At 69.4% G+C, this 25587-nt stretch carries 26 protein-coding genes; 7 read left to right on the forward strand and 19 right to left on the reverse strand.

Translation table 11 applies throughout. The annotated features are described in order from the left end of the window. Positions 1–26: 26 nt before the first annotated feature. The 9 genes from LWW96_RS21690 to LWW96_RS21730 form a co-directional block, all read right to left on the reverse strand. A complete protein-coding gene (locus LWW96_RS21690) occupies positions 27–1613 on the reverse strand; it encodes a Fic family protein (RefSeq protein ID WP_291489947.1) in 1587 nt (528 codons plus the stop codon). 160 nt (positions 1614–1773) lie between these two features. Further along, positions 1774–2196 (reverse strand): hypothetical protein, encoded by a 423-nt coding sequence (locus LWW96_RS21695; RefSeq protein WP_291489948.1) that lies wholly within the window; start codon positions 2194–2196, stop codon positions 1774–1776. 354 nt (positions 2197–2550) lie between these two features. After that, a complete protein-coding gene (locus LWW96_RS21700; RefSeq protein ID WP_291489949.1) occupies positions 2551–5718 on the reverse strand; it encodes an efflux RND transporter permease subunit in 3168 nt (1055 codons plus the stop codon). Between the two features lie 24 nt (positions 5719–5742). Next, the gene (locus LWW96_RS21705; RefSeq protein WP_291489950.1) at positions 5743–6939 is read right to left on the reverse strand and encodes an HlyD family efflux transporter periplasmic adaptor subunit; all 1197 of its coding nucleotides are present in this window, start codon (positions 6937–6939) and stop codon (positions 5743–5745) included. Then, on the reverse strand, positions 6936–7559 hold the full coding sequence (locus tag LWW96_RS21710) for a hypothetical protein (RefSeq protein WP_291489951.1): 624 nt from the start codon (positions 7557–7559) through the stop codon (positions 6936–6938). The genes LWW96_RS21705 and LWW96_RS21710 overlap by 4 nt, the downstream gene beginning before the upstream one ends. A gap of 9 nt (positions 7560–7568) precedes the next feature. Next, complete coding sequence (locus LWW96_RS21715; protein ID WP_291489952.1) at positions 7569–8855, reverse strand: TolC family protein; 1287 nt, start codon at positions 8853–8855, stop codon at positions 7569–7571. A 145-nt stretch (positions 8856–9000) separates the two neighbouring features. Next, the gene (locus LWW96_RS21720) at positions 9001–9381 is read right to left on the reverse strand and encodes a cobalt-zinc-cadmium resistance protein (protein ID WP_291489953.1); all 381 of its coding nucleotides are present in this window, start codon (positions 9379–9381) and stop codon (positions 9001–9003) included. A gap of 92 nt (positions 9382–9473) precedes the next feature. Next, positions 9474–10478 carry a tripartite tricarboxylate transporter substrate binding protein BugE gene (locus tag LWW96_RS21725; RefSeq protein ID WP_291489954.1) on the reverse strand — a complete coding sequence of 335 codons (1005 nt, stop codon included), beginning with the start codon at positions 10476–10478 and terminating at the stop codon, positions 9474–9476. Positions 10479–10483: 5 nt separating this feature from the next. Continuing rightward, the gene (locus tag LWW96_RS21730; RefSeq protein WP_291489955.1) at positions 10484–11782 is read right to left on the reverse strand and encodes an alpha-hydroxy acid oxidase; all 1299 of its coding nucleotides are present in this window, start codon (positions 11780–11782) and stop codon (positions 10484–10486) included. Between the two features lie 113 nt (positions 11783–11895). On the opposite strand from LWW96_RS21730, the gene LWW96_RS21735 reads away from it, so the two are divergent. Continuing rightward, positions 11896–12795, forward strand: coding sequence for a LysR family transcriptional regulator (locus tag LWW96_RS21735; protein WP_291489956.1), 900 nt, complete (start codon positions 11896–11898; stop codon positions 12793–12795). A 98-nt stretch (positions 12796–12893) separates the two neighbouring features. After that, the gene (locus tag LWW96_RS21740) at positions 12894–13454 is read left to right on the forward strand and encodes an NTP transferase domain-containing protein (RefSeq protein WP_291489957.1); all 561 of its coding nucleotides are present in this window, start codon (positions 12894–12896) and stop codon (positions 13452–13454) included. Positions 13455–13540: 86 nt separating this feature from the next. Here LWW96_RS21740 and LWW96_RS21745 read toward each other — a convergent pair whose 3' ends face one another. Further along, positions 13541–14083, reverse strand: coding sequence for a superoxide dismutase family protein (locus tag LWW96_RS21745; protein ID WP_291489958.1), 543 nt, complete (start codon positions 14081–14083; stop codon positions 13541–13543). Positions 14084–14181: 98 nt separating this feature from the next. Then, the gene (locus LWW96_RS21750) at positions 14182–14775 is read right to left on the reverse strand and encodes a gamma-glutamylcyclotransferase (RefSeq protein WP_291489959.1); all 594 of its coding nucleotides are present in this window, start codon (positions 14773–14775) and stop codon (positions 14182–14184) included. A gap of 120 nt (positions 14776–14895) precedes the next feature. Here LWW96_RS21750 and LWW96_RS21755 point away from each other — a divergent pair, with 120 nt between their 5' ends. Next, the gene (locus LWW96_RS21755) at positions 14896–15405 is read left to right on the forward strand and encodes an OmpA family protein (RefSeq protein WP_291489960.1); all 510 of its coding nucleotides are present in this window, start codon (positions 14896–14898) and stop codon (positions 15403–15405) included. A gap of 136 nt (positions 15406–15541) precedes the next feature. Here the strand turns inward: LWW96_RS21755 and gloA are convergent, their stop codons facing one another. Beyond that, complete coding sequence (gene gloA, locus LWW96_RS21760; RefSeq protein WP_291489961.1) at positions 15542–15955, reverse strand: lactoylglutathione lyase; 414 nt, start codon at positions 15953–15955, stop codon at positions 15542–15544. After that, positions 15952–16503, reverse strand: coding sequence for a PaaI family thioesterase (locus LWW96_RS21765; RefSeq protein ID WP_291489962.1), 552 nt, complete (start codon positions 16501–16503; stop codon positions 15952–15954). The genes gloA and LWW96_RS21765 overlap by 4 nt, the downstream gene beginning before the upstream one ends. A 73-nt stretch (positions 16504–16576) precedes the next feature. On the opposite strand from LWW96_RS21765, the gene LWW96_RS21770 reads away from it, so the two are divergent. The 4 genes from LWW96_RS21770 to LWW96_RS21785 are packed head-to-tail and all read left to right on the forward strand — an operon-like array spanning position 16577 to position 20338. Next, entirely contained in the window at positions 16577–17056 is a 480-nt protein-coding gene (locus LWW96_RS21770; protein WP_291489963.1) for a MarR family winged helix-turn-helix transcriptional regulator, read from the forward strand. Next, positions 17046–18305, forward strand: a complete 1260-nt coding sequence (locus LWW96_RS21775) for an MFS transporter (protein ID WP_291489964.1) — start codon at positions 17046–17048, stop codon at positions 18303–18305. Before LWW96_RS21770 ends, LWW96_RS21775 begins: the two co-directional genes overlap by 11 nt. A 33-nt stretch (positions 18306–18338) precedes the next feature. After that, complete coding sequence (locus LWW96_RS21780; protein WP_291489965.1) at positions 18339–18866, forward strand: MaoC family dehydratase; 528 nt, start codon at positions 18339–18341, stop codon at positions 18864–18866. Further along, positions 18863–20338 carry an MATE family efflux transporter gene (locus tag LWW96_RS21785; RefSeq protein ID WP_291489966.1) on the forward strand — a complete coding sequence of 492 codons (1476 nt, stop codon included), beginning with the start codon at positions 18863–18865 and terminating at the stop codon, positions 20336–20338. Before LWW96_RS21780 ends, LWW96_RS21785 begins: the two co-directional genes overlap by 4 nt. Before the next feature lie 82 nt (positions 20339–20420). Here the strand turns inward: LWW96_RS21785 and LWW96_RS21790 are convergent, their stop codons facing one another. From LWW96_RS21790 to LWW96_RS21815, 6 genes are all read right to left on the reverse strand, one after another. Then, the gene (locus tag LWW96_RS21790) at positions 20421–21221 is read right to left on the reverse strand and encodes an SDR family oxidoreductase (protein ID WP_291489967.1); all 801 of its coding nucleotides are present in this window, start codon (positions 21219–21221) and stop codon (positions 20421–20423) included. 185 nt (positions 21222–21406) lie between these two features. Next, the gene (locus tag LWW96_RS21795; RefSeq protein ID WP_291489968.1) at positions 21407–21943 is read right to left on the reverse strand and encodes a response regulator; all 537 of its coding nucleotides are present in this window, start codon (positions 21941–21943) and stop codon (positions 21407–21409) included. A 47-nt stretch (positions 21944–21990) separates the two neighbouring features. Continuing rightward, a complete protein-coding gene (locus tag LWW96_RS21800; protein WP_291489969.1) occupies positions 21991–23424 on the reverse strand; it encodes an HD domain-containing phosphohydrolase in 1434 nt (477 codons plus the stop codon). 3 nt (positions 23425–23427) lie between these two features. Beyond that, on the reverse strand, positions 23428–24366 hold the full coding sequence (locus tag LWW96_RS21805) for an ATP-binding protein (protein WP_291489970.1): 939 nt from the start codon (positions 24364–24366) through the stop codon (positions 23428–23430). Positions 24367–24376: 10 nt separating this feature from the next. Next, complete coding sequence (locus LWW96_RS21810; RefSeq protein ID WP_291489971.1) at positions 24377–25219, reverse strand: HDOD domain-containing protein; 843 nt, start codon at positions 25217–25219, stop codon at positions 24377–24379. After that, the gene (locus LWW96_RS21815; protein WP_291489972.1) at positions 25216–25572 is read right to left on the reverse strand and encodes a hypothetical protein; all 357 of its coding nucleotides are present in this window, start codon (positions 25570–25572) and stop codon (positions 25216–25218) included. The genes LWW96_RS21810 and LWW96_RS21815 overlap by 4 nt, the downstream gene beginning before the upstream one ends. Between the last annotated feature and the right edge of the window lie 15 nt (positions 25573–25587).

The following is a 25587-nucleotide window of genomic DNA, read 5'->3' on the forward strand; positions in this document are numbered from 1 at the left end:
CAATCGCCTCAAATTTCCATAAAACCTTATGGCGTAGGCGCCCCATGCCGCGTCATCACTTCTTTCACGGCTTCCACAATCGCGTCCTGCAGGTGGTGCAGCCGCCCCTCAGGCGCAAAGATGTCCGGCTGGTCGCGGCGCAGTTTGCCGGTCACGGCCCAGCCGTTGCTGCGGAGGGACGCAATGATGCGGTCGGCATCGGGGTCGGGCATCTCCACCCATTGTTTGATGGCCTCGCGGGCGGCATCGTTGTCGCGCAGGGCGGCGGCTTCGCGGGCCATTTCGTGGTCTACGGTGTCGCGCAGCAGGTCGCTGAAGTAGCGCACATGGGGGGTGAGGTCGGGGTAGCGCCAGGCGTGCAGGGCGTCTTGCTCCGCCGCAAAGTGAAAGTCGCTGGTCACGCCGTCGGGGTAGGTGTGCAGGGTGGCAAAGCGGTATTGGCCTTCGTAGCGGCGCATCAGCGGCTTGGAGAAGGATTCGAGCACGCGGTCATAGGCGGCGCGCCCGGCGGGGGAGCCCGCGATGGTGGCCGACACGGGGATGATGAGGTTGGGCGGCACCGCGCCGTCCGCCGCCAGCAGGTGGTTGAACAAAAAGCGGTGCACGCGCCCATTGCCGTCTGACAAGGGGTGCAGGTACACAAAGGCGAATGACACGGCCGCAGCGCGTGCGACGGTGGCGGTTTCTGCGCTGGTGTCTGCTCGGTCGCGGCGGGTGCTGGCTTCAAAGCTGCGCAGGCCTTGCAGCATGTCTTGCACCGCAGCCGGTGGCGGCGCGATGTAGTGCACCACCTGCCCTTGAAAGCCCGATTGCCCCACAAACACCGGCGACTGCCGCACGCCCATGCGCAGGGCGGTGCTGCCGAGGATGGCGGTTTGCAGTTGGGCCAGGCCTTCGGGCTCCAGCGGGGCATCCATGCGGCCGCTCAACTCGCCAATGGCGGCGGCAAAGCGCTTGACGCGGTCGCCTTGCTCTTGCTCCCGTTCAATGGCAAAGCTGGCGCGCGATTCTTTCAGGGTAAGCCACGCTGCGCTGCGCAGCAGCAGGTCGGCCCCATAGGTGCTGTTCAGCCGCTCCACGCCAGCCCGCAAGTCGTACAGGTTGCGCTCGGGCTGCGGCCCCAGGTAAATCAGCGGGCAGTAGCTGCGCGGGCCGGGCAGGTTGTTGCGCACCTTCCAGCGTTTGTGGTTGGTGGGGCGGGTGGCAGTGAGGTACAGGGCGGGGTCGATGGCATCCACATAGCCCACGTTGGCGCCGGTGTCGGGCGCATGCAGCGTTTTGCCGGTGAACCATTCGTACAAAAAGGCGGTGCGCCGGGCATAGGCGCCGGTGGGCGCGTCTTGCAGCCAGGCAATGATTTCTTGCGGGTTGATGCGCTCAAACACGCGGGAGAAGAACTCGAAGTTCAGCCGCTCGTACTTGAGCCCGAATTCAAAGTGGCCGCGGAAGGTGTCGCTGGGCTGGTATTGCGGGGTCCAGGTGCGGATTTCGGCCGCCAGATGCAGTTCGGTGCGGTTTTGCGAGCCGATTTGACTGCGCGTGAACAGGGGCTGCACGGGTTCAATGCCCAGCATGTCGGCAACGCGCGTAAAGCCCAGGGCAGTGGCAGTCATGGCATGTTTTTTCGTCAGAGGTTATTTATTTTGTTATGAAATCTGTATTTTTCCTATAAATCTTTATTGATTGGCGCAGGGCGTTGATGTGCGAGGCACCCAGAGCCCGCTGTTCGGGCGCTGGAGCCGCACCTGCGGCGGCCCCATAGAGCAGCCCCGCTTACTTGATTTCAAAGCGTGCGGAAAGCACCTTGCCCCCCACCGTCACCTGCGCCAGCGCCTTGGTGCCCGGCGCTACGCGAAAGCTGCCTTTGGCCTCCAGCCGGTCGCCCGCAGGGGCCATGGTGGCTTCCTGCTTTTCGGTGCCGTTCAGCAGCGTGACTTTGGCGCTGGCCTTGCTCACGTCGGCGGGCTTGCCGTGGTCGCGCAGGTAGAGCTGCAGCACGTCGGGCTTGGCGACCAACTCTAGGTCCATGTCTTTCACTTCCACCACCACGCCGCCGTGTTGCGGGGCGTGGCTGTGGGCTTCGCCGTGGGCGTGGGCGGGGAGGGTGGGGGCCAGCAGGGTGGCGGTGGTGAGGGCGGCCAGGGTGAGCAGGCGGCGCAGGGGTTTGGTGGTGGTGGATGGGGTGTTGAAGGGCATGGTTGCTCCTGGTTGGTGAGTGAGGGGGTGAATGAATGGTTTTCGGTGTGCTTATTGATGGGCCGGCGCCTACTTCGACCGCTCACGCTAAGCTTGTCGAAGCGCGGCGCGCGGTTTCGACAAGCTCAACCCGAACGGATATTTCGGCTTTAAAAGGGCCTCTCAAGACAACAGTCGAATGGGCAGGGCCTGTGGAGGGCATGTGCGGCGCTTCGACAGGCTCAGCGTGAACGGTTGGGGGAGGGTTACGTCATGGGGGCCGGGCGCCGATCAAAGCGTGGGCGCGGACCAAGCTGCATACCGGTGCCAGCGCAAGGGCGCTTGGGTGGGGGCAAATCGCCGTAGTCGTCTGCATCAAAACGCCTCCGCATCCCGCTCGTCCATCAGACGTTCGGCGCTCTTTCGGCCAAACAGCCAGAACAGGGCGGGGGTGAGGTAGGTATCGAGCAGGGTGGAGCTGATGAGGCCCGAGAAGATGACCACGGCCACGGGGTGCAGGATTTCGGTGCCGGGGCGTTCGGCCTCGAATAGCAGGGGGGCCAGGGCAAAGGCGGTGACCAGCGCGGTCATCAGCACGGGGCTGAGCCGTTCGATGGAGCCGCGCACGATCAAGGCGTGCGAGAAGTTTTCACCCTCAAAGCGCATCAGGTTGATGTAGTGGCTGACCTTGAGGATGCCGTTGCGCACCGAGATGCCCGCCAGCGTGATGAAGCCCACCATGGCCGCCACCGACAGCGGCTGGCCCGACAGCCACAGCCCCAGCACAGCACCCACCAGCGCCAGCGGAATGTTGGCCATGATGAGGGTGGCCAGCACGGCCGAGCGGTAGCGGCTGTACAGCACCACGAACATCAGCACCAGCGACACCAGCGAGAGCAGGCCCACCAGGCGCGAGGCTTCTTCCTGCGCCTGGAACTGGCCGCCCAGGGTGATGAAGTAGCCCTCGGGCAGGCGCGTTTCGGCCACCACGCGGCGGATGTCGGCCACCACCTCGGACAGCGCCCGGCCCTGCGCGTTGGCCGATAGCACGATGCGGCGGCGGCCGTCGTCGCGGCTGATCTGGTTGGGGCCGTCGCTGTCTTCAATGGTGGCCAGGCGCGACAGGGGCACGGCGCCCAGGGGCGTGTCGATGAGCACCTGGCCCAGGCCCTCGATGCTGCGGGCGGCCTCGGGCAGCTTGACCACCAGGGCAAAGCGGCGGTTGCCTTCCACGATCTGCGTCACGCGCTCGCCTTCCACCAGGCTTTGCAGTGTGGCCAGCACCTGGGGCGCGGGCACGCCGTAGCGGGCGGCGGCGGCGTAGTCCACGCGCACCTTGATCTGCGGGGCCAGCACCTGCTTTTCCACCTCCAGGTCTGCCAGGCCGGGGATGCCTGCCAGCCGCCCGCGCAGCGATTCGGCCTGGCCGCGCAGGGTGTCCAGGTCTTCGCCAAACACCTTGATGGCGATTTGCGAGCGCACGCCCGAGAGCATGTGGTCGATGCGGTGCGAGATGGGCTGCCCAATGCCAATGGCGGCCGGCAGGGGCGCCAGGCGGGCGCGTATGTCGGCCACGACGGCGTCCATGGGCCGCGTCAGCTCGGCGGCGGGGCGCAGGCCCACGTCCAGCTCGCTCACGTGCACACCCTCGGCGTGTTCGTCCAGCTCGGCGCGTCCGCTGCGGCGGCCCACGTGGGTCACTTCGGGCACCTGCTTGACGAGCCGCTCGGCCTGCTGCGCCAGGGCGGAGGATTCGGCCAAGGTGACGCCGGGGTTGAGCCGCAGGCCCACCATCAGCGTGCCTTCGTTGAACGGCGGCAGGAACGTGGTGGGGAAGAACGGCACCGCCACCGCAGCCACCAGCACGGCTACGCCCGCAGCGGCCAGTGCGGCGCGCGGGCGGTTCAGCACCGCCTGCAGGCTGCCGCGGTAGCCGTTTTTGAGCCAACGCAGCACGCGCGTGTCGCCATGCCCCAGCTGCTTCATGCCCGGCAGCAGGTAGTACGACAGCACCGGCGTGATGGTGACGGACACCAGGAGCGATGCCAGCGTGGAGACGATGAACGCCACGCCCAGCGGCACAAACAGCCGCCCCTCCATGCCCGGCAGCGCGAACAGGGGTAAGAACACCAGCACGATGATGACGGTGGCGTAGAGGATGGCCGAGCGCACTTCCATGGAGGCGCGTGCGACTACCTCCAGCGGGTGCAGGCGGTGCTGCGGGTGGCGGATGCGGTCTTCTTTCAGGCGGCGCATGATGTTTTCCACATCCACCACGGCGTCGTCCACCAGCCCGCCAATGGCAATGGCCAGGCCGCCCAGCGTCATGGTGTTGATCGACAGGCCGAAGTACTGGAACACCAGCCCCGTGAGGAAGATGGACGTGGGGATGGCGGTGAGCGCAATCACCAGCGGCCGCAGCGTGCCCAAAAAGAAGTACAGGATGACTGCCACAAAGACGGACGCCCCGATGAGCTTGCCCTGCAGCGTGGTAATGGACGCCTCGATGAAGTTGGCCTGCCGGAAGGTGACGCGCGGCGCGTTCATGCCTGCGGGCAGCGAGGGCTTCATTTCTTGCAAGGCGGCCTCGATGCTGCGGGTGAGGGCGATGGTGTCGGCCGTGGGCTGCTTCTGGATGCCCAGGATGACGGCGGGCTGGCCTTCAAACCCCGCGTCGCCGCGCCGGATGGCGGGCGCGAACTGCACGGTGGCAACCTGCCGCAGCACGATGGGCTGGCCGTTGCGGGTGCTCAATGCCAAGTTCTGCAAGTCCGTGAGCCGCGAGGTGCGGCCCAGGTGGCGGATGAGGTATTCGCGCCCGTTCAGCTCCAGAAATCCGCCCGAGGTGTTGGCCGAAAAGCCTTTGAGCGCGGCCTCCAGGTGCGACTCGGTAATGCCCAGCGCGGCCATGCGGGCCGTGTCGGGCTGCACCTGAAACTGCCGCACCTCGCCCCCGATGGGGATGACCTGCGCCCCGCCCGCAATGGCCATGAGGCGGGGGCGCAGCCCCCAGTCGGCGTACTCGCGCACCTGCATGGCGCTGAGGGCGGGGGCTTTGCCTGTGGAGGCGTTGCCCGCCGCAGGCTCGGAGGCCGGGGGCGCGCCGATGGGAATGGCGATCTGCAGGATCTCGCCCATCACCGAGCTGATGGGCCCCATGCGGGGTACCACGCCGGGCGGCAGGCCTTCTTCCATGGCGGTGAGGCGCTCGGACACCATCTGCCGGGCGCGGTAGATGTCGGTGCGCCAGTCAAAGGTCACATACACGAACGACAGCCCGGCGCTGGAGACGGAGCGCACGCTCTCCACGCCGGGCAGGCCGTTCATGGTGGTCTCCAGCGGGAAGGTGATGAGCTGCTCCACCTCTTCGGCGGCCATGCCGCCCGCCTCGGTCATGAGGGTGACGGTGGGCTTGTTGAGGTCAGGGAACACGTCCACCGGCGTGCGGGTGAGCGTGAACGCGCCATAGGCCATCAAGACCAGGGCGCTGATGATGACGAGCAGCCGGTTGCGCAGGCTGCTTTCCAGAATCCACTTGAACATGGTGCGGGGGCCTTTCGCGTGTGCTCAGCGCACCTGGTTGATGAGGTTGGCGCCCTGCACGGCCACGCGGTCGCCCGCGGCCAGCCCGGCGGTGATGGCGACTGAGCTGCCATCGAGCGGCGCGGCCGTGACCACGCGCGGCGCAAACTGCTCGGCGGCCGTATTGACCCACACGATGGTCTCGTTGGCGGGGTTCTTGGCCAGCGCAGTGCTGGGCACGCGCAGGCCTTGCAGCTGGGTGCGGTGCTGCACGTGCACTTCCAGCGTCTGGCCCACGGCGACGCCCGCCAGGCTGGCGGGGGCGGTGCCAGCTTTGGCCGGGTCCGGCGCGGCGGGTGCGAACAGCAGCGGCAGGGCCTGTTCCCGCAGGCTGCGCGCCGCGCCCAGAAAGCGCAGCGGCACGCTGTGCCCGCCCACGGCAATCGCCGCACCGGCCACATCGGCGGCCAGGGCGGGGTCGTAGGCCAGGGCTTCCACCTGCAGTCGCTGGGGGTTGACCACTTCAAACACCAGCTCGCGCGCATCCACCACCTGGCCCGCCACGGCGTTGGCCGAGGCAATGACGCCCGAGACGGGGGCCACCAGCGCATCGCGCGCCTGCAGGCCGCCACCCACGGCGCCGATGCGGGCCTGCAGGCTGGCCACCTCGCTCTCGGCGGCTTCAATGTCTTTGCGCGGCACGGTGTCGGCCAGCTCGCGCTGGCGGGCCAGGCGTTTGGCGGCCAGGGCGTGGCTGGCGCGCAGCTCGGCCAACTGGGCCTGCTGGCCTGCGCGCTCCAGCGTGCCGGTGGCGGGCTCCACATAGGCCAGCACTTCGCCGCGCTGCACGGCTTGGCCCAGCTGGGGCAGGCCCTTGGGGCCGGGCTGCAGTCGGCCCGCGAGCAGCGCCTGCACCTTGCCACCGGCGGCAGGGTCCATCACCACACGCCCGGGCAGGGTGGTGGTGCGGGCCAGCGGGGCCAGTTCCACGGGCAGGGTGCGCACGCCCATCTGCCGCTGCGAGGGCTTGGGCAAGAACACGCTGCCATCGGGCAGGCGGCGTGGGCCGTTGCCGGTGGCGGCGGGAGGGGCATCGCCATGGTCATGGCCGGGGCCTGCCCAGGCGGTGGGAGCAAAGGCGGCGCACAGAGTTAGGGTGATGGCAAGCAGGGGCGAGCGAAGGGTGGGCATGGCCTTGGCGGAACGGGTTTGGGGGGTGGCTGGGGCGGTGCGGGCGGTCATGCGGCACCTCCGGCGGCGGTGGTGCGGCGGGCGCGCTGTGTTGCAACCAGCGCGATGGCGATGGCGGCCATTAAGGCAGCCAAGCCCGCCGCCCAAGGCAGGGCCTTGCGCCACGCGGGTGCTGCGGCTTCAGCGTGGGCGGCTTCGTCGCCATGCAGGTCCAGCGCGGCGGCCAGCAGGTCGCTTTGCGCGCCGGCCACCACGGTGGCGGCAATGGCGTGCTCGCCTTCGGGCAGGGGCTGGGGCAGGGTGGCTTCGTATTCGCCGGTGCCATGGGCTTGCACGGGCACGGCGGTGCCGTTCACTTCCAGCGTGATCTGCGCGCCATCCACCGGGCTGTTGTCGGGGGCGCGGTCCAGGTACAGGCTCAGGTGCTGGCCTTGCAGCACGCCCACCAGCTCAAAGTCTTCGGAGGTGGCGGCAAAGCGGGGCAGGGCGGTGGCGGGCGCTGCGTGCGCCTCGCCGTGGTCGTGGCCGGCGTCGGCATGGGCGGTGGAAGTCCACCCCAGGGCCAGCGCGGCCAGCAGGGCGAGGCTGGCGCCGAACAGGCGGCGCGTGAACGAAAGCATGAAGGGCAACATGGTCGAAAGAGGGAGATGGGGGTTGTGCGAAGTGGTCATGGGCGGGCCTTACTGCGGTGCGCCGCTGTGGTGCCCGGCCAGTGACGTCGGTGCAGGCGCTGGCAACAGCCCGGCGGCCTGGCGCAGCGCGGACTGGGCCGCGGCCTGCTCCACGCGGGCGCGCTGCAACTGGCGGGCGGCGTCGGCCGCCTCGGCCTCGGTGCGCAGGCGGGTGGGCAGATCGGTCTCACCCAGGCTGAAGGACTTGGCAAAGAAGCCACGGGTCTCCGCAGCCAGGCGGTGGCGCTCCTGGGCCGCGGCCAGTTGCGCCTGCGCGGCATCGGCCTTGGCCTGGGCGCTGGCCCAGTCGGCGGCCACGCGCTGCTGCTCGGCCTGCCACTGCAGTTCGGCTTCCAGCGCATCGGCCTGGGCCTGGGCCAGCTTGGCGCGGTGGCGGTCGCCCCCGCCAAAGGGCACGCGCAGGGCCAGCGTGAGGCTTTGCGCGCTGGGCTCGCCACGGCCATCGCGGGTGCGGGTGGTGGAAACGGTCAGCTCCGGGTTGGCGCGCTGCTGGCGCTCCAGCAGCGCCACCTGGGCGCGGGCGGTTTGCCAGCGCTGCCAGGCTTCGGCCACGGCGGGGTGCCCGGACCAGTCGGCGCTGCCCGGCGCCGGGGTGGGCGCGGGTTCCGCCTCAGGGTCGTTGGCCTGCGGCGTCGGCGCCATGCCGGCCAGGGCGCGCAGGCGCTGGGCGGCTTCGGCCAGCTGGGCCCGGGCGCTGGCCTGCTCGGCCTGGGCGGTGGCCGCTGCGCCGTCGGCCTGGTGCTGGTCGGCGCGGGCCAGGTCGCCGCGCTGCACGCGACGGGCCACGTCGGCGGCCAACTGGCGGGCGGTGCCTAGGCGCTCAGCGGCCGCCTGCGCATCCACCTGCGCACGCTGCCAGGCCCAGAAGGCCTCGCGCACCTGGCCGGCGCTGCGCCATTGGGCTGCTTGCAGGCGGGCGTCCAGGGCCGTGGTTTCTGCATGGGCCAAGTCAGCGGTGCGTGCGCGCTCGCCGGGCAGCCACAGGGGCACGGCAATGCCCACCTCGTGTTCGCGGCTGCCCGTGTTGCGGTTCCACCGGTCGGTCTGCGTGCTGAGCTGCAGCGCCGGTGGTTCGGGCGTCCAGCTCTGTGCGGCCTGGGTCTGTGCGTGTAGCGCCTGCTGGCGCAGCGCGGTAGAGGCCGCCTCGGGCTGGCGGCGCCACGCGGCGCTCACCCAGTCGGCCAGGGTTTGGGCCTGGGCGGCGGAACTCGCACCCGCCGCCCACAGAAGCACTGCCGCGCATGCCGCGGCGTTGCCTCGGGAAAAGCAATTCATCCGGATCTCCTGAAAGTCGAGAAAAACAAAGACGCAGGGAGATCGGCGCAAGGGCACGCGCAGCCGCAGCCCGGCCGCATTCAACGGCCAGCACTGGCGACAGGGCTAACGAAGGAGGGGAGAGAAAGCCGTTGCCGTCCGCCGATCAGGCAGCGGCGGCCCAATTGGGCTTGTCCGGCGGCGCCAGGGCGCGCGTGGGCAGGGTGGGCGTGCGGCGCAGCGGGTGCGCACCGATCCCGTGCAGGGCGGGTGCGGGCTGCCACAGGGGCACGGCCACGGCGCCCCCGGCGTGGCAGACGTTGCAGTCCACATCGGCGCCTGCCAGCAGCGCGGACGCGTCGTCCGCATCGGCTGCCGGGGCGGCGCTGCCATGCTGGTGCTCGTGGTGGCCCCAGTGGCGCTCGGCAGAGAGCATGCCCAAGCCGTTGGCAGCGCCGCGCTCATGCCGGCAATAGGCCGCCGCTTCAGCCCAGACGGATTGAAGCGGCAACAAGACCAGCAAAAGGGTGAGGAGCCAGCGGCGCATGCGCGGCGGATTGTAGGGAATGCGCCGCGCTGGCGGCGAGATCACGGCCGCGCGGTGCGGGTATGGCGAAGGGCGGACGCCCTCTGTTGTTGTTACTCCAGCGTCAGCCGCTGGGTTTCCACCACGCGCTTGTACACCTCCAGCTCGGCCCGCAGCTGGGCGGCAAACTGATCGGGGGTGTTCAGGATCAGTTGCGAGCCGGTGTCTTCGATGCGCTTCTTCACGTCCGGCTTGTCGGCCGCCTGGCGCACGCTGGTCGCCACCTTGTCGACCACCGCCTTGGGCAACCCCTTGGGGCCCACGATGCCGTAGTAGGCCATGCGGTTCACGGGCTCCAGCCCCACTTCCTTGAAGGTGGGCACGCCCGGCAGCTGCGGCAGGCGCTGGGGTGCCGCCACCACGATGGGAACCAGCCGCCCGGCCTGAATGAACGGCAGGGCCGAAGGCAGGTTGTCAAACACGATGGGCACTTGGCCTGCCACGGTGTCGTTGAGCGCGGGGCCGGAGCCACGGTAGGGAATGTGGGTGATGAAGATGCCCGAGAGGCTCTTGAACAGCTCCATCTGCATGTGCCCGATGGAGCCGGTGCCCGCGGTGGCGTAGCTGTATTTGCCGGGCTGTGATTTGAGGGCCTGCGCAAAGCCCTTGTAGTCGCGCACCCCGAAGCCGGGGTGCACGGCAATCACGTTGGGCGTGGCCGCCACGTTGATGATGGGGGTGAGGTCGGTGGCCGGGTCATAACCGACCTTGGGGTTGATGGCGGGGCCTGCCGCCGTGGTGGACACCGTGGCCATGCCCAGCACGTAGCCGTCGGCCGGCTGGCGGGCCAGTTCCTGCGTCCCCAGCGCGCCGCCCGCGCCACCCTTGTTGTCCACCACCACCGGCTGCCCCAGGGCAGCGGCCATGCCCGAGCCCAGCACGCGCGCAATGATGTCGGTGGTGCCACCGGCGGCAAAGGGCACGATGAGGCGCACCGGCTTGGCGGGGTAGCTTGCTTGGGCCTGGGCGGCCGGTGCCGCCAGCAGGCCGGCGTACGCCGCGGCGGCGCCCAGGGCGGCTGCGGTGGCGCGGCGCAGTGGGTGGGGCGAGGAAGTCATGGGGATCATGGCTGGGTGTCTCCAGGGTGGTTGTCAAACGGGGAATGGCTGCGCTGCCGGCCCAGGGCGTAGCCGGCCTGGCGCTCCATGAGATGGCTGGGCCCCAGCTCCGCGCAGGTGGTGGCGCCCAGCATCGCGAGGTTGCGGTCCACCTCGGCACGCAGCAGGTCAATGGCAGCGGCAACGCCGGCCTGGCCGTCCACCGCCGCGGCGTAGTTGAAGGGGCGGCCCACCCACACGGCCCGCGCGCCCAGGGCCAGGGCCTTGATCACGTCGGTGCCCCGGCGGATGCCGCCGTCCAGCATCACGGTCATGCCGCTGCCGGCCTGCTCGGCAATGGCGGGCAGCACGCGCAGCGGGGCCACGGCGCCGTCGAGCTGGCGGCCGCCGTGGTTGCTGACGATGATGCCGTCCACCCCGTGCTGGCGGGCCAGCGCGGCGTCCAGCGGGCTCAGGATGCCCTTGACCACCAGCGGACCCTCCCACTGACGGCGGATGCGGGCGATGTGGCTCCAGTCGAAATGGTCGCGGGCGGCAAAGTCGCGCTGCACCCGCGAGGACAGGATGGGCGCGCCGCGCTCGGCAAACGAGTTTTCAAAATGCGGCATGCCGTGGCGTGCCAGGGTGCGCAGCAGCGTGCCCGCCAGCCACCGTGGGCGCACCAGGCCGTCCCACGCCAGGCGCACGCTGGGGCGCAGCGGGGTGGAGAAGCCCGCGCGGATGTTGTTCTCGCGGTTGCCCGCCACGGGGATGTCCACCGTGACGACCAGGGTCTGCACGCCCGCCGCCTTCACGCGCTGGAGCAGGGCGTCGATGCGCTCGGGCGTGCCGGGCAGGTAGGCCTGGAACCAGGTGCCGGGGGCGGCCGCCATCACTTCTTCCAGCCGGATGAGCGAGCTGCCGCTTTGCACGGCGGGGATGCCGGCCGCCGCCGCTGCGCGCGCCAGCACGATGTCTCCCCGGTAGGCCGTCAACGCGGCAATGCCCATGGGCGCAATGCCGAAGGGGCTGGCATAGCGTTGGCCGAACAGCGTCACGCCCTGGTCGCGCTGGGCCACGTTGCGCAGCACGCGGGGCACCAGGGCCAGTTCACTGAATGCCCGGCGGTTGTCCGCGAGCGCCTGGTTGTCTTCGGCGGCCCCGGCCACATAGCCAAAAATGGGGCGCGGCAGCACGCGGCGGGCGGCCGCTTCAAAGTCGTCCAGCGACAGCAGGTGGGCCGTGCGGCCGCTGCGGCGCGCGCCGTCGAAGGCACCCCAGGCGTTGAGGGGCGGCGGGGTCAGGGCGGGAGAGGGGGCGGACATGGGGCTGGGTTCCAGTCAGGTGCAAGGCAATGGCTGAGTGGCAGTGTCCGGAATCCGCGAAAATCAAGAAAGCGAATTTATTGAGATGGATTCGTTCGCCAAATAGAAACGATATGACCCTCAAACAGCTTGAAGCCTTCTACTGGGCCGCCACCTGCAGCAGCTTTGCCACGGCGGCGGAGCGGGTGCACTTGTCGGTGTCGTCGCTTTCCAAGCGCATCACCGAGCTGGAGGCGTCGCTGGGGCAGGTGCTGTTCGACCGCGGCGGCCACCGCGCCACGCTGACCGAAGCCGGCTCGCGGCTGGTGCCGCTGGCGGGCGCCTTGCTGCAGCAGGCCGACCGCCTGCACCAGGAAATGGGCAGCACCACCGGCCTGCGGGGGCCTTGCCGCCTGGGGGTGGGCGAGCTCACGGCCCTGACCTGGCTGCCCCGGCTGGCGACGGCACTGGCCAGCGCCCACCCGGCGCTGGAGCTGAGCGTGCACGTGGACGTGGGCGAGGCCCTGTCGGAGCGGCTGGACAAGGGCGAACTGGACGCCGCCGTGATCGCCGGCCCCGCCAGCCGCAGCGCCTTGACCTCGGTGCCCCTGGCGGACGCGGCGTTCGTGTGGTGCGCGGCGCCCCAGGTGGCAGACAGCGTGCGCTGCATTGATGCCGACGCCTTGCTGCGGCAGCCGCTGGTCACGCTGCCGCAGGGCTCGGGGGTCACCGCCCTGGTGGACGACTGGCTGCGGCAAGCGAGCTCGCCCGCCGTGCGGCGCCTGCCGTGCAACCACTGGGGGGCCATCGTGGGGCTGCTGGCCCATGGCCGCGGGGTGGGCTTGCTACCCCAGGGGCTGGCGCAGGCCCTGGGCCGCCGTCAGGTCCTGCAGGAGCTGCCCAGCGCCGTCCCCCTGGGCCGCCTGGGCTACGCGCTGCACAGCCGCCGTGACGATGTGCGGCCCCTGGTGGGCGAGCTGCGCAGCCAGGCGGCGCTGCATGCGGATTTTTCGGTGGCCGGCGGGTTTTTCTGACGGCACGGCGCACGCGGCGGTGTCCTCTTGCGCGCGCGGGGCGCGGGGCGGTGCACACTTCGGGCTGGCCAAGCCTCCTCCCCCAGCGCAGACGTCTCATGCACCTTCCATCCCCCACCGTCCTGATCCTTGCCTCCGGCCGGGGCGAGCGCTTTGCCGCGTCGGGCGGCACGGTGCACAAGCTGCAAGCCCTGCTGGCGGGCAAACCCGTGCTGCAGCACACGCTGGACGCCGTGCGCGCCAGCGGCCTGCCGTGGCATGTGGAAGATGCGGGCCACCCCGGCATGGGCGATTCCATTGCCGCCGCGGTGCGCCACACGGCCGATGCGGCGGGCTGGCTGGTGCTGCCGGGCGACCTGCCGTTGGTGCAGCCCGCCACGCTGCAGGCCCTGGCCCAGGTGCTGGTGCAGCAGCAGGCCGTGGTGGCGTGGCCGGAATTCCGGGGCGAGCGCGGGCACCCGGTGGCCTTTGGCCCGCAGTGCCGCGCTGACCTGCTGGCCCTGTCGGGCGAGAAAGGCGCCGCGCCCGTGGTGCGCCAGTGGGCCGGGCAGGGCCGGGGGCTGGCGGTGCCGGTGGAGGATGAAGGCGTGGTCACGGACGTGGACACGCTGGACGCGCTGCGCCACGCCGAGGCGCTGCTGGCGGCACGCGGCCGCTAGCCGCCGGACACCTTTTTCCTTGATCCGGCAAAAAGAAAGCCGCTGCGGCGGGCAGCGGCTGGGGCATCAGGAGAGCGGGTGGCCGTCTACTTGGCGGCGATCACCGCGCAGGCCAGCCGGGGACCGGCGTTGCCGGTGGGTTGGGTGGTGTAGTCGTCCGGGTCGCGGTGCACGATCAGGCCGCGGCCGACGATGTTGGTGTCGCCACTGCCCACGCGCAGGGTGCTGGATTCAAAGCTGAACTTGGCCACGCCGTTGGCGTCCGCCTTCAGGCTGGGCAGGTCGCCCGTGTGGTGCTCGCCCATGCCGTGGTGGCCATGGGGCTTGCCGCCGGGGTTGAAGTGGCCGCCGGCGCTCATGCCATCGCCGCTGGAGCAATCGCCCTTTTCATGGATGTGGAAGCCATGTTCGGCGCCGGGCTTGAGGCCTGTGATTTCGCCGCTGACCTTCACGGTGGCACCTGACTGCACGAAGGTCACGGTGCCGGCGGTGGTGTTGCCGCGCGTGGGGGCCAGCTGGGCGGTGGCCGAGGGACCGGTGGAGCCCGTGGAATAGGCCGCGCAGCCGGCAAGCGCCGCAGCAGCGGCCAGCGAGAGGGCGCCGGCCAGGCGGAAAGGGGTCGTCTTCATGGCGGGGAACTCCTTTGCAGGTGGAAAAACGCGGCATTGTGCGGGCCTGTGGCCGCGGACTTGGGGCCCGGGCACTTGCGCACGGCGCAAAACGTGCACTATGCCTCTTTTTGGGCCAGCGCGATAAGGCGGGCGAGGGCGCGGTCATGGATGCCGTGCCGGCGCAGCTCGTCGTAGGTGGCCTGCGCGTAGTCGCGCGTGGTGCCGTAGCGCCCGCTGGCCTGGGCAAAGATGCGGCAGTACTCGTGGTCGGGCAGCACCCCGGTGTGGCTGGGGCTTTTGCGCGAGAGCGTGAACGCCAGCGCCCGCACCGGGCCCTGCGGCGTGTGGCACTCCAGCCAGCGCGGGTCGTAGACGGCGGTGACCATCTCGCGCTGCCACAGGTTGATCATCACCGGCCGGCCGTGGGCCTGCGGCACACGGAACACCATGCCCCGGCAGCTACCGCCCGAGAGCATGCCGAACACCAGGCCGGGGCATTCGGGCGTGCCGCGGTTGATGCGGCTCCACATCTTCAGCGCGCGGTGCCAGCCATGCACCTTGGCGGGGCGGCGCTCGGTGTAGTCAAAGTCCGGCCGCCAGATCAGGGAGCCGTAGCCAAAGATCCACAGGTCCTCCCGGCCGCCCCATTCGTGCAGCACGCGCTCCAGCATGGGAGCGGGATCGCGCAAGGGGGCTGGGAGCTGGGTCATGCGTTCACTCTACAATTGAAAGGTTTGCTGCAGGCGGCCCAGGGGCTTGGAGGCCCGGTTCGGCGGCCGCGTTGCGCGATTTTCCCTTCCAATCCACTCTCATTACAGGACCTTTTTCTCATGTCCAGCTCCGACGACGATAGCCAACAACGTTTTGCCCTTGGTTTCCTGTTTGCGCTCATCGCGCTGGTCATTTCCGTGGTGGTGGGCTCCGTGGTGGTCAAGCGCCTGGGCGCTGCTGCGCCGGCCAAGGCAGCGGCCGCAGCCCCCGCCGCAGCGGCCCCGTTGCTGGTGGAAGAAGCCAGCGTGCGCGTGGAGAACGGCGTGGTGATGTTCTTCTTCGCCACCGCCAAGGCCGATCTGGCTGCCGGCGCCAACGAAGCCCTGGCCGACGTGGTCAAGGGCGTGGCCGGCGGCAAGAAGGCCATCGTCTCGGGCTTCCACGACGCCACCGGCGACGCGGCCCAGAATGCCGAACTGGCCAAGCAGCGTGCCCTGGCCGTGCGCGATGCGCTCAAGGCGCTGGGCGTGGCCGAAGAACAGATCGAGCTGAAGAAGCCCGAGGTCACCACCGCCACCGGCACCAACGAACAAGCCCGCCGCGTGGAAGTGGTGCTGGGCGCCCAGTAAGCGGCGTCTCGCCCGGCCTCTGCGCCGGGCCTGCCCACAAAAAAACCCGGCCAGGCCGGGTTTTTTCGTTTCTGAATGAAAACAGGCTCTAGCGCTTGTGCAGCAAGCGCAAGCAGCTCTGTTTTTTATAGCAAAATCACCGCAAGCCCTGGCCCGCGGCGCCGTCGGCACGCTGGATCAGCTCGATTTTGTAGCCGTCCGGGTCGGTCACAAAGGCAATCACGGTGCTGCCGCCCTTGACCGGGCCGGCCTCGCGCGTCACGTTGCCGCCGGCGGCCTTGATCTTTTCACACGCTGCATACGCGTCCGGCACGCCCAGGGCGATGTGGCCGTAGGCCGTGCCCAGTTCGTAGCTTTCCACGCCCCAGTTGTAGGTCAGCTCGATCTCGGCCTGGCCGGGATTGCCGCCCTCGAAGCCCAGGAACGCCAGCGAGTACTTGTACTCGGGGTTCTCGGACTGGCGCAGCAGTTGCATGCCGAGCACCTGGGTGTAGAAATCAATCGAGCGTTGAAGGTTGCCAACGCGCAGCATCGTGTGGAGGAATCTCATGCCCGCGATTGTGCCGGCAGATCGAAAACCAGGCAGGTGGTGGTGGCGTGGGCGTACAGCGTCCCGTCCGGGCCCACCAGGCGCGCCTCGGCCGTGGCCAGCTGGCGCCCGCAGTGAATCACCCGGCCTTCGGCCCGCACCCGGGGCACCTTGGGCGTGATGGCCTTGACCAGGTTGATGCCCAGTTCGGCCGTGGTGTAGCCGCGGCCCGGCTCCATGCGGGTGTGGATGGCGCAGCCCAGCGCCGAGTCGAGCAGGGTGGCGAACCAGCCGCCGTGCACCGTGCCCATGGGGTTGAGGTGTTCGGCGCGGGGCGTGCCCTGAAAGATGGCGGTGCCTTCGCCCACTTCGATGATCAAGAAATCCAGCGTCTTGGCGATGGCGGCATAGGGCAGCTCGCCGCGAAGCATGGCTTGCATCTGCTGCAGGCCGTTCAGGTGGGCGATCTGCTCGCGCCGGGCCACGCCCGGGCCGGGGCCGGCATCCAGCGCGGCAAGGATGTTGCGCTCCTGGGCAAGCCAGTGTTCAAGGTGGTTGTGCTGTGTCATGGGAAATCCAGGTGGATGAAGGGGGCGAGCCGATTGACTTGCATATGCAATTATTGCAGATACAATCAAGCCCATGCAAGCCGAACCATCCGCCCAGGCACCCGTGCTGCCGCAGGGCTGCACCAACTTCAAGCTGCGCCAGCTGATGCGCCGCGTGGCCCACCACTACGACGCGGAGATGGCGAAGTGCGGGCTCAAGACCACGCAGTATTCGCTGCTGTCGCATGTCCTCAAGCTCGGCCCCATCCGCCCTGGCGACCTGGCCGCGGCGATGACCATGGATGCCTCCACGCTCACGCGCAACCTGCGTCCGCTGGTGGATGCGGGCTGGGTGGCGCTGAAGGCGGGCACGGACGCCCGCAGCCGCCTGGTGCACATCACCGACGCGGGCCGCGACAAACGCGCTGAGGCGCAACGCCATTGGAAGGCCGCGCAGCTGGCCTTGAACGAAACACTGGGCGTGGAACGCGTGTCCGCGTTGCACGCGCTGGTGGACGACTCGCTCGATTTGCTGGCGGCGCTGCCAGCGCAGGAGGCCGTGCATGGCGAATAGCAACACCCCTCCAGCGGCCGCCAAGCCCGGCGCGCCGCTGGCCCTGTGGCTGGTGCTGCTGGCCGCGGCGGGCGCCTTTGCGCTCACCATGGGCACGCGGCAGACCATGGGACTGTTCCTGTCTGCGCTCAACACCTCCACAGGGCTGGGCATCGGCAGCATCAGCCTGGCGTTCGCCTTCGGGCAGCTGTGGTGGGGGCTGACGCAGCCCTTTGCCGGCGCCGTGGCGGACCGCATAGGCACCGGGCGCGTGATCCTGCTGGGCGTGGCCCTGGTGGCCCTGGGCACGTTCATCACCCCCTACATGACGACCACGGCCGGGCTGGTGCTGGCCATTGGCGTGCTGGCGGCGGGCGGGGCCGGCATGGCCGGGCCGTCGGTGCTCATGGCAGCCACGGCGCGGCTGGTGCCCTTGCGCCACCGGGGCCTGGCCACCGGCGTCGTCAATGCGGGCGGCTCGTTCGGGCAGTTCGTGATGGCACCCATCGCCATCGGACTGACCGCGGCCGTGGGCTGGGCCAGCGCCATGCAGTGGCTGGGCGTGCTGGTACTGCTGGCGCTGCCGGCCGCGTGGGTGCTGCGGGGCAATTCGCAGGCGCTGGCGGCCCAGGCGGCAGCCGCGTCCGGGGCGAGGGCGCTCACCGCACGCGAGGCCGTGGCCCAGGCGCTGGCAACGCCCAGCTACCGGTACCTGGCGGCAGGCTTTCTGGTGTGCGGCTTCCATGTGGCGTTCCTGGCCACCCACCTGCCGGGCGTCATTGCAGCCTGCGGGCTGGCCCCTGAAATCGGGGGCTGGTCGCTGGCCGTGATCGGGCTGTTCAACATCGTGGGCAGCCTGGGCATGGGCTGGGCGGTGGGCCGCTGGCGCATGAAATCGCTGCTCTCGCTGCTGTATGCGGTGCGGGGGCTGGCGGTGCTGGCCTTCCTGCTGGCCCCCAAGACGCCGGCCGTGGTGCTGGTGTTTGCCGCGGTGATGGGCGTGACCTTTCTCTCCACCGTGCCCCCCACGGCCGGGCTGGTGGCCAAGATGTTCGGCACCGCCAACATGGCGCTGCTGTTCGGCGTGGTGATGCTGTCGCACCAGATCGGCGGCTTCCTGGGGGCCTACCTGGGCGGCAGCGTCTTCCAGGCCACCGGCAGCTACGACTGGGTCTGGTACATCGACATCGTCCTGGCCGCGGGCGCTGCACTGGTCCACCTGCCGATCCGTGAAGCACACCCGCCGCGCCCGGCGGCGTCCGCCGCCTGAACAGGCCCTGTTGACTGGAGAGGAAAGCCCACCATGATCGAATCCCCCGCCACCCACCCGGCCGCCAGTGCGCAGCGGCCGCCCCTGTACCTGGACGACCTGGCCGTGGGCGACCAGTTCAAGAGCGCCGAGCACGCGATGGACGAGGCGCAGATCAAGGCCTTCGCGGCGCAGTTCGACCCCCAGCCGTTCCACCTGGACGACGGCGCCGCCCGCGACACGCTGTTCGGCGGGCTGGCCGCCAGCGGCTGGCACACGGCGGCCATCACCATGCGGCTGCAGGTGACCTCGGGCCTGCCCATCGCAGGCGGCATCATCGGCGCCGGCGGCGAACTGAGCTGGCCCCGGCCCACCCGCGCCAGCGACGTGCTGCATGTGGTCAGCGAGGTGCAGCAGATCCAGCCTTCGCGCTCCAAGCCCGACCGCGGCATGGTCACCGTGCGCAGCGAGACCCGCAACCAGCACGGCGACGTGGTGCAGGTGGCCACCGTGCGGGTGGTGGTGCCACGCCGGCCGGGCGCCCAGGCCCCGGCGCCGTCTCCATCGCCAGCCCACCCATGAGTGCCCCCGCCGCCGCCGGCCCCACGGCGACAGGGAGCGCGCAGCGCGCCCCGGAACGCGGCCCGCTGGACCCGCGGACGCGCCTGCTGCTGGAGGCGCCCATCGCCCCCACGCTGCTGCGCCTGGGCGCACCCAACGTGCTGGTGATGCTGGCACAGGCCGGGGTAGGGCTGGTGGAAACCTATTTCGTGGGCCAGCTGGGCACGGATGCGCTGGCCGGCATGGCCCTGGTGTTTCCGGTGCTGATGCTCATGCAGATGACCTCGGCCGGCGCCATGGGCGGGGGCATCGCCTCGGCCATTGCCCGTGCGCTGGGGGGGGGGCGGCGCGACGACGCCAACGCCCTGGTCTGGCACGCCCTGGCCATTGCCGGCGTGTTTGCGCTGGTGTTCACCGCAGCCGTGGTGGGAGGAGGGCGCTGGCTCTACACCCGCATGGGCGGCACCGGCGGCGCGCTGGAGGCGGCGCTGGTGTATTCCAACGGGGTGTTTGCCGGCGCGGTGCTGGTGTGGCTGTTCAACACCCTCTCGGCCGTGATCCGCGGTACGGGCAACATGGCGGTGCCGGCCTGCGTGACGCTGCTGGGGGCGGCGGTGCTGGTGCCGCTCTCGCCCCTGCTGATCTTCGGCTGGGGCCCCGTGCCCGCTCTGGGCATCGCGGGCGGGGCGCTGGCGCTGATGGGCTATTACCTGGCGGGCAGCCTGGTGCTCGGCGGCTACCTGATGTCACGCCGCAGCCTGCTCCGGCCGCAGCTGGGGCCGCTGCGCTGGCGCGGTGCGTTGTTCTGGGACATCTTGCGCGTGGGGCTGGTGGGCACCGTCTCCACCGTGGCCACCAATGTCGCCATTGGCGCCACCACGGCGCTGGTGGGCGGCTTTGGCACCGCCGCGCTGGCCGGGTACGGCACGGCGGCACGCCTGGAATACCTGCTGGTGCCCCTGGTCTTCGGGTTGGGCGCTCCGCTGGTGGCCATGGTGGGCACCTGCATGGGCGCGGGCCAACGCGAGCGTGCGCTGCGCGCCACCTGGATCGGCGCCGGCCTGGCCTTTGGCATGGCGCAGGCCATCGGCCTGGCAGCGGCCGCATTTCCGGCAGCCTGGCTGTCGCTGTTCCATGCCGATGCCGCCATGCACGCCGCCGGCGCGCAGTACCTGCGGGTGGTGGGGCCGGTGTATGGGTTCTTCGGGCTGGGCCTGGTGCTGTACTTTGCCTCGCAAGGGGCAGGGCGCCTGCTGTGGCCGGTGGCCGGGAACCTGGTCCGCCTGGCCGTGGCGGTGCTGGGCGGCTGGCTGGCGCTGCGCTGGGGCGGCGGCCTGGGGGCCGTGTTTGCCGCACAGGCGGCGGCGCTGGTGCTCTACGGCCTGGTCAATGCCTGGGCGATTGCCGGGGGCGCGTGGTTCGGCCCCGTGGGCTGGCCGCGCAGCATTGCCCGCACGCTGGGCCGCAGCCCGGCCGGACGCCCCGTGATTTAGAAGAAAATCAGGCTCTAGCCCTTACCCATAAAGCGCGAGCAGCTATCAATTCAGGAGTTTTCAGGGTCTGTGGCCGCGAGGTCTACACCGGCACGGTGTAGTTCAGCGTCATGCGGCCACCGTCCACGGTCACGATCTCGCCGGTCACGTAGCTGGCGGCATCGCTGGCCAGCCAGGCCACCACGTCGGCAATCTCGGCGGGCTCGCCCAGGCGCTTCATGGGGGTGCGGCTCATGATCTTGTTGCGGGCCTCGTCGCTGGTCAGCACGGCCTGGGCCGCCAGTTCGGTGGCGATGGTGCCGGGCGCCACGGCGTTGACGCGGATGTTCCGGTCGGCCAGGGCCAGCGCCATCACCCGCGTGAGCTGGTTGATGCCACCCTTGCTCACGTTGTAGCTGGCGATGTTGGGGATGGCCAGCACGCCGTTGACGGAGCTCATGTTGACGATGGCGCCGCCGCCCGAGGCCGCCATGGCGCGCGCCGCTGCCTGACCCATGAGGAACGAGCCCTTGAGGTTCACGCGCAGCACCGCGTCGAAATCGGCCTCCGTCACGTCCAGAAAATCCGCCGCGCGGAAGATGCCGGCGTTGTTCACCAGCACGTCGATGCGGCCGTGGGCCGCCAGCGTCTGCGCCACCAGGGCGTCGACCTGTGCCTTGTCGCCGACATCGCAGTGCACGTACAACCCGCCCAGTTCCTGCGCCAGCGCCTGGCCGGGCGCGTCGGCCACGTCGGCAAGCACGGTGCGAGCGCCTTCGGCCGCAAACCGGCGCGCGCAGGCGGCGCCAATGCCTTGGGCTGCGCCCGTGATGATGCAAACGCGGCCCTGGTGGCCAAACTGGACCGGCGGCCGGGACAATGGTGAGGTGGTGATGGAAGCCATGGGCTGCATGGTAGCCGGAGCCCGGGGCGAAGCCGGCGGCATGGCCACATGCACGCCGTCATATCACTAGATACGATGTATATTATGTTAAATCACATTTAGACAGCAAAGGGCTGACGGCCAGTTCAACCCCGCCATGCGCCGTCATGCGACACCTTCAAAGCCAAAGCACCCTGCGCTGCCGATCAAGAGGCCTCGGGGCCCAGCACTTCGCCCTGTGGCCCCCAGGCCACGCGCGTCAGGCCGGGCTCCTGGGCTTCCAGACGGCGGCGCTCCAGCTCGGTGGCGCTGAGCTGGCCGAAGTCGTGGCGTCCCACGTCGGCCAGTTCGCTCTCGTGGCGCAACTGGTCGGCCCGTTCCAGCGCCGCACGCACATGGCCCAGCAAGTCCTTTTCGTCCCAGGGCTTGAGCAGATAGCGGAAGACCTCGGCATCGTTGACGGCCCGCATGAGGTTTTCGGAATCCGAGGACGCGCTCAACACCATGCGCACCGCGTTCGGCTGCAGCGTACGCACCAGGCCCAGGAATTCCACCCCGGTCATCAGCGGCATGCGGTAGTCAGAGATCACCACGTCGAATGCGGCTTCCTTGAGCCGCGCCAGCGCCTGCTCGGGGTCTTCGGTGCCCTCGATCCGCAGCTCCGGCCCAAAACCGGCGCGCAGACTGCGCTTGATGGCGGAAAGGACGTTGGGCTCATCGTCCAGAAGAAGAATTCTTGGCATGGCGGGCCTCGAGGGTTTGGCGGAGTTTCGAGCTTGTCAACAGGCGCTTATGGCCGGATCGGCAGGATCATTTCGATGCCGTCGCGGCCCTCGCGCAGCTTCAGCCGCTGGATGAGCTCGGCGGTCAGAACGTGGTCGGCCACCAGCAGCACGGCGCCTTCGCTGGACAGCAGATCCCGCGCCAGCACCATGCCCGGCCGCAGCTGGGGCGTGCGCAGCATGCGGGGCGGCGCTTCGGGCACCGGGGCGGCCTTCAGCAACATCTGCAGGAACACGTCGACCACTTCGGGATGGAACTGCGTGCCCCGGCCCCGCGCAATCATGGACCGGGCGTCGGCGGCATTCAGCGGGGTGGAACTGAGGTGCCCGATCTGCAGGTCGTCATAGGTGTCCGCCACGGCCAGGATGGCGGCGTTCAGCGGGATCATGTCGCCCGCGAGGCCATCGGGATATCCCTGGCCGTCGTGGCGCTCGTGGTGGCTGCGGATGATGTTGGCCACGGCATGCATGTCGTCCAGCGCCATCAGGGCCTGCTCGCCCAGCACCGCATGGCGCCGGTACTGGGCCATTTCGTCTTCCGAAAACCGGGGCACGGGCCGGCCGAGCAGGCTGTCGGGCAGGCCGATCTGGCCGATGTCATGCATGAGCCCGGCAATGAAGGCGTCCTGCTGGTCCGCTTCGCTCAGGTTCATGGCCCGCGCGGTGCGCCGCGCCAGGTCCGCCACCCGGCGCGAGTGGCCGGACAGATGCCCTCCCCGCCACTCCAGCAGGTTGGTGAACACCTTGATGGAGGTGAGATAGTTTTTCTTGAGCTTCTGGCTCAGGGCCAGCAGTTCGGCGGTGCGCTCGGCAACTTTTTCTTCCAGGGTTTCGTTCAGTTCCGTGAGCGCCTGGTTCTTGGCGCGCAGTTGCGCTTGCAGGCGCTCCTTGTCCCGCTGCAGCGCGTGGCGTTCAAAAACCTGGCGGGCGGCGGCCAGCACCTCGGCATCGTCCCAGGGCTTGGTGATGTAGCGGTACACCTCGCCGCTGTTGATGGCTGCGATGGTGGAACCGAGGTCGGCATAGCCGGTGAGCAGCACCCGCGTGGCGTGCGGCCAGCGCAGGCGGATCTGTTCGAGCAACTGGGCGCCGCTCATGCCCGGCATGCGCATGTCCGAAAACACCAGGTCGGCCGGCTCCTGCTCCATCAGCGCAAGCGCCTCGGCCCCGCTGAGGGCGGTATCCACCTGGTAGCCGCTGCCGCGGAACATGCGCTTGAGCGCCGCGACGATGTTGGGTTCGTCGTCCACGCACAGAATGCGCCAGGGGCGTTCCGTTTCAGTGACCACCGCGCCTTCCCTGGCGCCCTCGCCCGCCTGCGTGCTGGCTTGTACAGGCGCAGCGACAGCGGGGTCAGCCTGCGGCGGGATCGGACGCGCAGGCGGCGGCGCTTCGGCCGCGGGGCCGGTGGCGCGGGGGATGTCGGCAGGAACGTGGGCCATGCGCTACGCCTCTTCAGGGTGGCGGATGGGCAGCGTCACGCGAAAACAGGTGCCCGCCCCTGGCTCGCTGGTCACGTCGATATGGCCCAGGTGCTTCTTCACGATGCCGTACGACAGCGACAGCCCCAGCCCGGTGCCCTGCCCCACCGGCTTGGTGGTGAAAAAGGGGTCGAAGATCCGCACCAGGTTCTCCTTGGCAATGCCTTCGCCGGTGTCCTGCACCTCCACCCACACATGGGTGTCCGTGGCGCCGGTGCGGATGGTGATGGTGCCGCGGTCGGCCCGAATGGCGTGGGCGGCGTTGACCAGCAGGTTCAGGAACACCTGGTTGAGCTCGGACGGCAGGCACTCGATGTCGGGCAGCTGCCCGTAGTCCTTGACGACCTCGGCCTTGTATTTGATCTCGTTGTTGACGATGTTCAGCGTGGAGTCGATGCCATGGTGCAGATCGGCCAACACCCACTTCTGCGACGTGTCCACGCGGGAGAAGTCCTTGAGGTTCTGCACGATGTTGCGCACGCGCGTGATGCCGTCCTTGGACTCGGTCATCAGCGTGGGAATGTCCTCCTTGAGGAAGTCCAGCTCGATTTTCTCGCGCAGCGCCTTCAGGCGGGCCGCCACCGGGCTGCCCGCCAGGGCCGACTCCGCTTCCTCGTAGGCGGCCAGCATTTCAAACAGGTCGTCCAGGTAGCGCTCGAGCGTGCCGAAGTTCGAGAAGATGAAGCCGATGGGGTTGTTGATCTCGTGCGCCACGCCCGCCGCCAGCTGGCCGATGGACGCCATTTTTTCCGACTGCATCAGCTTGTCCTGCGCATCCGACAGCCTGGCGTTCAGCTGCTTGAGCTCTTCGTTGGCGCGCAGCAGCTCCTGCACGCGGTGCTCCGCCGCGTCCGCACCCGGCATCGGCACGGGCAGAACGGAGGCAGTGGCTGTCGTGTTCATGCGGTTCTCCTCAGGGAAGCAACGCGTGGCAGACCGCGTCGTGCTGCTGCGATACGGCGTCAAAAACCTCCGCGCATTGCGCGTCGCTCAAAGCCAGGCGGCTCCAGGCGTCCAGTGTGAGCAAAGGCACCATGTCATCGGCCTTGCGGGACAGGTCCAGCCCGTGGGCAATGTTGTCGGCAACATGCACCACGTCGGTCAGGCTTTTGGCGCTGGCGTGGGGCGGCCGGTGATGGCAGGCAATGGCGGCGACGATTTCCGGGGCGAAGCGCCAGTGTTCGGCCATCACGCCGCCCACGTCGGCATGGTCCGTCCCGAAATAATGACGCTCTGCCGCGTGCATGAGGCAGTCCTGTTCTGCGCGGTAGGCAATGGCCTGCGCGTATTCATCGGGGAAGGAGCTGATGAGCACCAGCCGCCCGATATCGTGCAGCAGGCCCAGGGTGAATGCCGCGTCTTCGTCCAGCCGTACGCGTTGGGCCACGGCACGCGCCGTCAGGGCAGTACCGATGGCGTGGCGCCAGAGCGCGTCGAAATCAAAGCCCTGGCAGCGCGAGCCGCCGAACCCCCCAGCCAGCCCCGCTGCCGTGGCCACGCTGCGCAGGGTGCGCAGGCCCAGGATTGCCGTGGCCTCCGCAATGGACGTGACCTGGCGCGGCAAGCCATAGAAGGACGAATTGGCCAGCCGCAGCGTCTTGGCGGCAATGGCCTGGTCATGCGAAATCTTGACCGCGAGCTGCTCGGCAGTGACCTGGCTGTCCCCCAGCGACTGGATCAGTTCCAGCACCACGGCCGGGAGTGCCGGCAATTCGCGCACGGCGTGCAGGATGGCATCAGGGGTCAGTGGCCTCATGGCTTCTGTGCGTCTTTTTCCGCGTCGCGGTATCGGAGGATGAGGTGCAGCAAGGGGTTGAGTTGCCCCAGGCGCAGCGCCGGGCGGAACAGGTGCAGCAGCCGCGCCTGCGTGGCTTCGTGCGAAGCCGGCGGCGGAGGTGCCGCGCCATCCTGCGCTGCGCCTCCTGCGGGGGGCGCGGCCTGGACAACAAAAACCGTCTGGATGCCCCGCTGCTGCAGGCTGCGCAGCACGCCCGTGGTGACGACGCTGCCTGCGGGCAGCAGCAGCTGCGCCTGGCTGTCGAGCACCGGCTGCGCCAGCACCAGCCCGTCGGGGATGGTTTGCAGGGTGGTGGCAAGTGCTTGTGGCATGGTTGCTCGGCAAGG

The organism is Acidovorax sp. (assembly GCF_021287135.1).
Classification (GTDB): Bacteria; Pseudomonadota; Gammaproteobacteria; order Burkholderiales; family Burkholderiaceae_C; genus Acidovorax.

Coding starts and splice junctions, on each gene's coding strand:
- LWW96_RS21700 (WP_291489949.1), bottom strand. CDS start 5,718: ATGTTCAAGTGGATTCTGGAAAGCAGCCTGCGCAACCGGCTGCTCGTC.
- LWW96_RS21710 (WP_291489951.1), bottom strand. CDS start 7,559: ATGACCACTTCGCACAACCCCCATCTCCCTCTTTCGACCATGTTGCCC.
- LWW96_RS21765 (WP_291489962.1), bottom strand. CDS start 16,503: ATGACACAGCACAACCACCTTGAACACTGGCTTGCCCAGGAGCGCAAC.
- LWW96_RS21725 (WP_291489954.1), bottom strand. CDS start 10,478: ATGACTTCCTCGCCCCACCCACTGCGCCGCGCCACCGCAGCCGCCCTG.
- LWW96_RS21730 (WP_291489955.1), bottom strand. CDS start 11,782: ATGTCCGCCCCCTCTCCCGCCCTGACCCCGCCGCCCCTCAACGCCTGG.
- LWW96_RS21795 (WP_291489968.1), bottom strand. CDS start 21,943: ATGCCAAGAATTCTTCTTCTGGACGATGAGCCCAACGTCCTTTCCGCC.
- LWW96_RS21690 (WP_291489947.1), bottom strand. CDS start 1,613: ATGACTGCCACTGCCCTGGGCTTTACGCGCGTTGCCGACATGCTGGGC.
- LWW96_RS21785 (WP_291489966.1), top strand. CDS start 18,863: ATGAGTGCCCCCGCCGCCGCCGGCCCCACGGCGACAGGGAGCGCGCAG.
- LWW96_RS21715 (WP_291489952.1), bottom strand. CDS start 8,855: ATGAATTGCTTTTCCCGAGGCAACGCCGCGGCATGCGCGGCAGTGCTT.
- LWW96_RS21780 (WP_291489965.1), top strand. CDS start 18,339: ATGATCGAATCCCCCGCCACCCACCCGGCCGCCAGTGCGCAGCGGCCG.
- LWW96_RS21805 (WP_291489970.1), bottom strand. CDS start 24,366: ATGAACACGACAGCCACTGCCTCCGTTCTGCCCGTGCCGATGCCGGGT.
- gloA (WP_291489961.1), bottom strand. CDS start 15,955: ATGAGATTCCTCCACACGATGCTGCGCGTTGGCAACCTTCAACGCTCG.
- LWW96_RS21750 (WP_291489959.1), bottom strand. CDS start 14,775: ATGACCCAGCTCCCAGCCCCCTTGCGCGATCCCGCTCCCATGCTGGAG.
- LWW96_RS21705 (WP_291489950.1), bottom strand. CDS start 6,939: ATGACCGCCCGCACCGCCCCAGCCACCCCCCAAACCCGTTCCGCCAAG.
- LWW96_RS21800 (WP_291489969.1), bottom strand. CDS start 23,424: ATGGCCCACGTTCCTGCCGACATCCCCCGCGCCACCGGCCCCGCGGCC.
- LWW96_RS21770 (WP_291489963.1), top strand. CDS start 16,577: ATGCAAGCCGAACCATCCGCCCAGGCACCCGTGCTGCCGCAGGGCTGC.
- LWW96_RS21740 (WP_291489957.1), top strand. CDS start 12,894: ATGCACCTTCCATCCCCCACCGTCCTGATCCTTGCCTCCGGCCGGGGC.
- LWW96_RS21695 (WP_291489948.1), bottom strand. CDS start 2,196: ATGCCCTTCAACACCCCATCCACCACCACCAAACCCCTGCGCCGCCTG.
- LWW96_RS21745 (WP_291489958.1), bottom strand. CDS start 14,083: ATGAAGACGACCCCTTTCCGCCTGGCCGGCGCCCTCTCGCTGGCCGCT.
- LWW96_RS21755 (WP_291489960.1), top strand. CDS start 14,896: ATGTCCAGCTCCGACGACGATAGCCAACAACGTTTTGCCCTTGGTTTC.
- LWW96_RS21775 (WP_291489964.1), top strand. CDS start 17,046: ATGGCGAATAGCAACACCCCTCCAGCGGCCGCCAAGCCCGGCGCGCCG.
- LWW96_RS21720 (WP_291489953.1), bottom strand. CDS start 9,381: ATGCGCCGCTGGCTCCTCACCCTTTTGCTGGTCTTGTTGCCGCTTCAA.
- LWW96_RS21790 (WP_291489967.1), bottom strand. CDS start 21,221: ATGGCTTCCATCACCACCTCACCATTGTCCCGGCCGCCGGTCCAGTTT.
- LWW96_RS21735 (WP_291489956.1), top strand. CDS start 11,896: ATGACCCTCAAACAGCTTGAAGCCTTCTACTGGGCCGCCACCTGCAGC.
- LWW96_RS21810 (WP_291489971.1), bottom strand. CDS start 25,219: ATGAGGCCACTGACCCCTGATGCCATCCTGCACGCCGTGCGCGAATTG.
- LWW96_RS21815 (WP_291489972.1), bottom strand. CDS start 25,572: ATGCCACAAGCACTTGCCACCACCCTGCAAACCATCCCCGACGGGCTG.